This is a genomic window from Caballeronia sp. BR00000012568055 (assembly GCF_029439455.1).
In the GTDB taxonomy this organism is placed as follows: Bacteria; Pseudomonadota; Gammaproteobacteria; order Burkholderiales; family Burkholderiaceae; genus Caballeronia.
The window spans coordinates 1-6,109 of sequence record NZ_JAQFVG010000043.1 but is presented as its reverse complement, the minus strand read 5'-3'; the positions used below and the strand labels follow the sequence as shown (position 1 = coordinate 6,109).

Here is a 6,109-nt window from a genome sequence, read left to right as displayed (position 1 = left end):
CTTAAAGCCGCGCCCGCGGCGTTCGCAATCTATCTTTTCGGCTTGACGGCGCTGTCGATATTCGTCCTGCTAACGATCGAAAAACCCGCGTGTTCCTATTTGCCCCGAGCCAGAGACACGACAAGAAAGCGAACCGTTCCCGCAACTTGAAAGCGCAATAAAAAAGCGAAGCCCGAAGGCTTCGCTTCTTCACCCATCAAACGCATGTTCAATTGCAAGCCGGCGCGGCCTTCTTGCACGCGTCCGCCAATTGCGGCGGCGGGTCTTTCTTGAACACGGTCTTGTACGATTCCAGCACGTTCGATTGCACGACCGGCAGCGATTGCACGCCGATCCACGCAGGCGGAGTCTGACCGATCAGCGCCTTCATCATCGCCATTGCTTCGGCGACGCCCTGATCGTACGGGCGCTGCGAGCCTGTGGCCTTCAGCGGCCCGCCCTTGGCGATTTCGATGGCTGATTCGAGACCCAGATCCACCGTCGTCACCGGCGTGTTGATGCCCTGTGCGCGCATCGATGTCAGCGTGTCGAGTGCGGGCTGATCCCACACGGCGAACACGCCCTTGACATCCGGATTTGCCGTCAGGAAGTCGCCCGCAATCTGACCGACTTTCGACGGGTCCGTGAACGCCACCTGCTTGATCTTGATACCCGGCCGATTCTTCTTCAGCCAATCGTTGACAGCCTTGGTCCGCTCAGTCGTGCTGAAGTAATCGACACCGAAGTTGACCAGTCCCACCGTGCCGCCCTTGGGCACGCACGAGGCCAGCACTTTAGCCGCGATCTGGCCATTGCCTTTGCTGTCCGCCGAGACCATTGCCGCGTATTCCTGCGGGTGTTTCAGGCCCTTCGGCACGTTGTCCATGAACACCAGCTTGATGTTCGCCTGCGAGACCTTCTTGTAGGTCGCGGCGGTTGCGGTGCCATCGACGGGAATCGAAATGATGCCGTCCGGATGACGCTGAATGGTGTTCTCGATATCGGCAATTTGCTTATCGACCTGATATTCCGCCGATGCCGTGCCGATCACTTCCACGCCGTATTTCTTGAGCGTATCGGTGATGCCCGCGACTTGCAGTTGCGACCAGTCGAGGTTCATCGTCTGCATCGAAATGCCGACTTTGAACTTGCCGGCCTTGACCTTCGCTGCTTCGGCGTCGGTGAGTTTGACGGCGTCGGCGGAGGCTGCTTTCTCGCCGTTCGGCCCTTGCCCCACGATGCCAGCCGGTCCGATCGATCCCACCGGCAGCTTCTCGCACGATTGCGCGTAAGCATACGAACCGCTCAGAGCCAGCGCCGCAGCCGCAGCCACACTCGCCAGCCTCGCTCCCGATCCACGACGGTCGTTCATAGTTCCCTCCATTGGTCGTGATGTACGGCGTCTCCTGCCGTTTTTGGAATTGCACCGCTCGTTACGTAAATTGATTCGGATACCTACTTGCGCGTAAATGCTACCGCCGCGACGATAATGATGCCCTTGATCACGAGTTGCAGCGACGAACTCACGCCCAACAGCACCAGCCCGTTATTCAGCGTACCGATGATCAGACTGCCCAGCAGCGTGCCGAGAATAAAGCCACGTCCGCCGAACAGACTGCAACCGCCGAGCGTGACGGAGGCGATCACATCGAGTTCCATGCCTTGCACGACATCGGGGCGCGCCGCGTGCGAGCGTGCGGAGAGGACCAGCGCCGCGAGTCCGGCAAGCGCGCCCGTGAGCACGAATGCAAGCGTCGTTACGCGGCGGATATTGATGCCGGAATAGAGCGCCGCAGTCGGATTGCCGCCGGCCGCATAGACCTGCCGTCCGTAGACGCTGTAATGCAGCAACAGCACGCCGCCGATGACCGCGAGCAGCGTCCAGAGAATCGGCACGGGGACGCCCGCAATCGAGCCTTCGCCGAAGATGGAGATAAAGCGGTCGTTGGTGATGATCTCGGGCCGCGTGGTGGTGACCATCAGCGCGAGACCGCGCGCCGCGCTCAACGAGCCTAGCGTTACGAGAAACGACGGAATATTCAGCCGCGTCGTGACGAAGCCGTTGATTGCGCCGACGATCGCGCCTGTGCCAATGCCCGCAATGGTGCCGATAATCCAGCTATCGCCGATATGCGACATTGCCAGCGCCGCCGACATACCCGACAGCGCGAGCACCGATCCCACCGACAAGTCGATCTGCCGCGCGATGATCACAAACGTCATGCCGATCGCAATGATCGACACCAGCGCAGTTTGCCGGCCGATATTGAGGAAGTTGTCGATCGACAGAAACCACGGCGACGCGAAGCTGAACACCACCAGCAGAATGGCGAACGCGATATACAGCATGTAAGGACGATCGCCCTGCAGCAAAAGCTGCGCGATACGCCGCGCACGGCCGTGACGGCGCGCGCTTTGCTGCTCGGCGGGCAATGGCGAAACAGACTCGTTCATGTTGCAAGCTCTTCAGTAGTCCGGGATATCTGAATCAGGTGATGCAGCGCTTCGGCGTGGCTGATCTCGCTGCGTTCGAGCGTACGCACGATCGACCCGTCCACCACGATGGAAATGCGGTCGCACAGCCGCAACAGTTCGTCTAGATCCGACGACACCACGACGACGCCCGTGCCTTCGCGCGCCGCATCGCGCACTACGCCGTAGATTTCCTCGCGGGCGCCGACATCGACACCGACCGTGGGTTCATCGAGCAATAACACTTTCGGGCGCGGATGGTTCCACTTCGCGAACACCACTTTCTGCTGATTGCCGCCCGAGAGGAATTTCACTTGGGTAGCGGCGTCCGGCGCTTTTACGGCGAGTTGCTTCATCGCGGTGCGCGCCTGAAGTGCGGCGGCTTGCGCGCGCAACCAGCCGCCGCGCGAAAACTGCGGCAAACGCGGCAAAGTCAGATTGCGTTCGATCGAATGATCCAGCACCAGACCTTGTACATGGCGATCTTCCGGCACGAGCGCAATGCCGTGCCGGATCGCGTCAGCGGGGCGGTGCGCGCCAAGCGGCTGACCGTTTAGTTCGATACGCCCGCTATCGATAGGCAGGAGACCGAATATTGTCTGCAGAATCTCGGTGCGTCCGCTGCCGATCAGTCCGGCGATACCGTGCACTTCACCTTCGTGCAGCGTGAAATCGACATCGTGCAGGCGGGTATTGCCGACTTTGGATAGCGTTAATACAGGCGTAGTTTGCGTGGCTTTGGACGATGCCTGCACGGACATCTCTTGCCGCGCCTGCATTGCAGCATGACGCGGGCCGACGATAGCCGCGACAAGCTGCTTCATATCGGTCTCGGCGGTGTTGAATTGGCCCGCATTTGCGCCGTCGCGGAATACCGTCACACGCTGCGAAATACGAAAGACTTCATTCAGCCGATGCGTCACGTAAATGACGCCGACGCCGCGCGCCGTCACGGTACGCACGGCATCGAAAAGAATCTGTTCTTCGCCGCCGGTGAGTGCGGACGTGGGTTCGTCGAGAATCAGCACGCGCACGTCGCCCATCAGCGCCTTGCAGATTTCCGTCATTTGCCGATACGCAAAAGGCAAAGAATCGACCGGTGCGCGCGGATCGAGCGGAATATTGTGTTCGCGCAAAAACGCGCTGACCTGCGCCATCAATTCACGCTGCCGCACAAAGCCCAGACGTGTACGCGGCTCGCGCCCGAGCATCAAATTTGCACCGACAGAAAGCGATTCGACCAGACTCAAATCCTGATACACGACAGCCACGCCCGCCTCGCGTGACTTCGCAGGCGATTCGAACGCAACCCTTTGGCCGTCGATCTCGATCGAGCCTTCGTCATATGCATGCACGCCGCTCAAAATCTTGATGAGCGTGGATTTGCCCGCGCCATTCTCACCGAGCAGCGCGTGGACTTCGCCGGGCAGCACTTCCAGATTTACGCCGCGCAAAGCCTGCACGCCACCGAATTTCTTGGTGACGCCTGCAACGCGGACCAATGGCACGCGTGGCGATGAAGCGGCCGCCACCGCAACCGGCTCACTCATCCTGATGTCTCCTTCGTCGGTCCGACGAATTCTTATATTTTCGCGCTCGTTTCGCATCTAAGCCGTTAGCGGCCGCTCGAGCTGTATTGTGATCTTCGCATCATGCAAATGGTGCGTCAATAACATTAAGCCCTAGGAATTTCGCTTAGAGCGTGAGAATCAGGACAAATATTTGAGTTGATGTGAGGATCGTATCTTTTTAACGCGTCAGTTACCCAATTAATGGGTCGCTCACTCGATCGTGGGGTAAATCCGGCGGCCTCGGCAAAGCGGTCGGCCACGTGTGAAGCGGAGACGAATCCGCTGAGTGCGATTTGCAAAGCAGAACGAACGATTATGCAACCGTCTGACCTTTTTGCATGACACATGCTGCATTGCGTCGATCTAAGCCCTCGCGTTTTCCCCTATGCAATCTTTGTTGACTCACCTTCGAAGTGATACCACACTGCGTTTCATCGAAGTGTGATCACAGGTCACATAAAACATGCCTCAACGCAAAGTACCGAGCGAATTGCCCGAACTCGAACTGGTGGTCCGCGAAACCATGGCTGGGCGCGTCTATGCGCAGTTGCGTGAAGCAATCATGATCGGCCGCTTTGCGCCGGGCCAGTTGCTCAGCTTGCGCAGCGTCGCGGAAGCCGTGGGTTCATCGACCATGCCGGTGCGCGCCGCACTCACGCGCCTTCAGGCAGAGGGCGCATTGATCGACGGTCCCGGCCGCGCGTTGATGGTCCCGCCCATGACGCTCGAGTTGCTCGAAGAATTGCGGGATGTGCGGATCGCGCTGGAAGGCGCGGTCGCCAAACGCGCTGCATCACGCATGACGCGCGAGCATCTCGCCGCGCTGCAAGAAGTATTCGACACGATGGACGCGCACGTTGAAGCCGGTGACGTGCCTGCTTATCTGCAAAGCAATTTCGAGTTTCATAGCGCGATCTATCAGCACGGCGCAAGCGACATCACGCTCGCCACGATTCAGAACCTCTGGATGCGTATCGGGCCGTTTCTCAATCTTGTCGCGCCGGACATACCGCATATGCGCCGTTCGATGACGGCGCATCGGCATATCGTGAAGGCGCTGTGGCGTGGTGATGGCGAAGGTGCGCGCGCGGGTATCGAAGAAGATATCGGCGATGCAGCGGCGGATCTGCGCGAACGGCTTCAGGCAAGCGCAAAAGAGCACGAAGACAACGAAGACAACGAAGACGACGGCGAGCAGGCGAGCGCCTAGTTCACAGAATCATAAAAGCGGAGACAAGCATGACGGTTCTTCAGATGTTGAAGCCGCACGCGGGCTTGCGTGTGCTGATCACGGGCGGCGCATCAGGCATTGGTCTGGTGATGGCGCGCGCGTTTATCGATGCAGGCGCACGCGTGCATGTGTGCGATGCAAGCCAGGACGCGATCGATGCACTAGCGAAAGCCGAAGCGAGCACCGAACTCAACGCCATTACCGCGACGCTCGCCGATGTATCTGATCGCGATGCCGTAGAGCGCGTTTTCACCGACGTGCAGCGCGAACTCGGCGGACTCGACGTGCTTGTGAATAATGCGGGCATTGCGGGTCCGACAGGCGGCGTGGAAGAGCTGGACGTGAAGGAGTGGGAAGACACCATCGATGTGAATCTCAACGCGCAGTTCTATTTTGCGCGTCGCGCGGTGCCGATGCTGCGTGAAGCGAAAGAGGGCGGCGCGATCATCGCGCTGTCGTCGGTGGCGGGGCGCTTGGGTTACGCGTTCCGCACGCCGTACGCCGCAACGAAATGGGCAGTAGTTGGCATGACTAAGAGTCTTGCTATCGAGCTCGGACCGTCAAATATTCGCGTCAATGCCATTCAACCGGGAATCGTGAAAGGTCCGCGTATCGAGCGTGTGATCTCGGCGCGTGCAAAGCAACTCGATCTGTCGTACGAAGAAATGGAAAAGCAATATCTCGCCAAAATTTCCCTGCGCCGCATGACTACGCCCGAAGAAATCGCAGCCACAGCGCTGTTTCTCTGTTCGCCCGCCGGAAGCGGCATTTCCGGTCAGGCCATTTCGGTGTGCGGCAACGTGGAAGTGCTCTAAAACAAGGGGTTTTCATTCTATGGCAACGAAACGCAAGGTCA

The 6,109-nt window shown here is 59.1% G+C and carries 5 protein-coding genes; 2 read left to right on the top strand and 3 right to left on the bottom strand.

Annotated elements, in window-relative coordinates; translation table 11 throughout:
* Positions 1–208: 208 nt before the first annotated feature.
* The 3 genes from P7F28_RS03615 to P7F28_RS03605 form a co-directional block, all read right to left on the bottom strand.
* Positions 209–1,351 (bottom strand): substrate-binding domain-containing protein, encoded by a 1,143-nt coding sequence (locus P7F28_RS03615; protein ID WP_277183073.1) that lies wholly within the window; start codon positions 1,349–1,351, stop codon positions 209–211.
* An 83-nt stretch (positions 1,352–1,434) separates the two neighbouring features.
* Entirely contained in the window at positions 1,435–2,433 is a 999-nt protein-coding gene (locus P7F28_RS03610; RefSeq protein WP_277183072.1) for an ABC transporter permease, read from the bottom strand.
* Positions 2,430–4,001, bottom strand: a complete 1,572-nt coding sequence (locus P7F28_RS03605) for a sugar ABC transporter ATP-binding protein (protein WP_277183071.1) — start codon at positions 3,999–4,001, stop codon at positions 2,430–2,432. The genes P7F28_RS03610 and P7F28_RS03605 overlap by 4 nt, the downstream gene beginning before the upstream one ends.
* 484 nt (positions 4,002–4,485) lie before the next feature.
* Here P7F28_RS03605 and P7F28_RS03600 point away from each other — a divergent pair, with 484 nt between their 5' ends.
* Positions 4,486–5,232 (top strand): GntR family transcriptional regulator, encoded by a 747-nt coding sequence (locus tag P7F28_RS03600; protein WP_277183070.1) that lies wholly within the window; start codon positions 4,486–4,488, stop codon positions 5,230–5,232.
* A 29-nt stretch (positions 5,233–5,261) separates the two neighbouring features.
* On the top strand, positions 5,262–6,068 hold the full coding sequence (locus P7F28_RS03595) for an SDR family oxidoreductase (protein WP_277183069.1): 807 nt from the start codon (positions 5,262–5,264) through the stop codon (positions 6,066–6,068).
* Positions 6,069–6,109: the final 41 nt, after the last annotated feature.

What these genes read in the sequence shown, in the direction of transcription:
- P7F28_RS03615 (WP_277183073.1), bottom strand. Translation starts at nt 1,351, where the DNA reads ATGAACGACCGTCGTGGATCGGGAGCGAGGCTGGCGAGTGTGGCTGCG.
- P7F28_RS03610 (WP_277183072.1), bottom strand. Translation starts at nt 2,433, where the DNA reads ATGAACGAGTCTGTTTCGCCATTGCCCGCCGAGCAGCAAAGCGCGCGC.
- P7F28_RS03605 (WP_277183071.1), bottom strand. Translation starts at nt 4,001, where the DNA reads ATGAGTGAGCCGGTTGCGGTGGCGGCCGCTTCATCGCCACGCGTGCCA.
- P7F28_RS03600 (WP_277183070.1), top strand. Translation starts at nt 4,486, where the DNA reads ATGCCTCAACGCAAAGTACCGAGCGAATTGCCCGAACTCGAACTGGTG.
- P7F28_RS03595 (WP_277183069.1), top strand. Translation starts at nt 5,262, where the DNA reads ATGACGGTTCTTCAGATGTTGAAGCCGCACGCGGGCTTGCGTGTGCTG.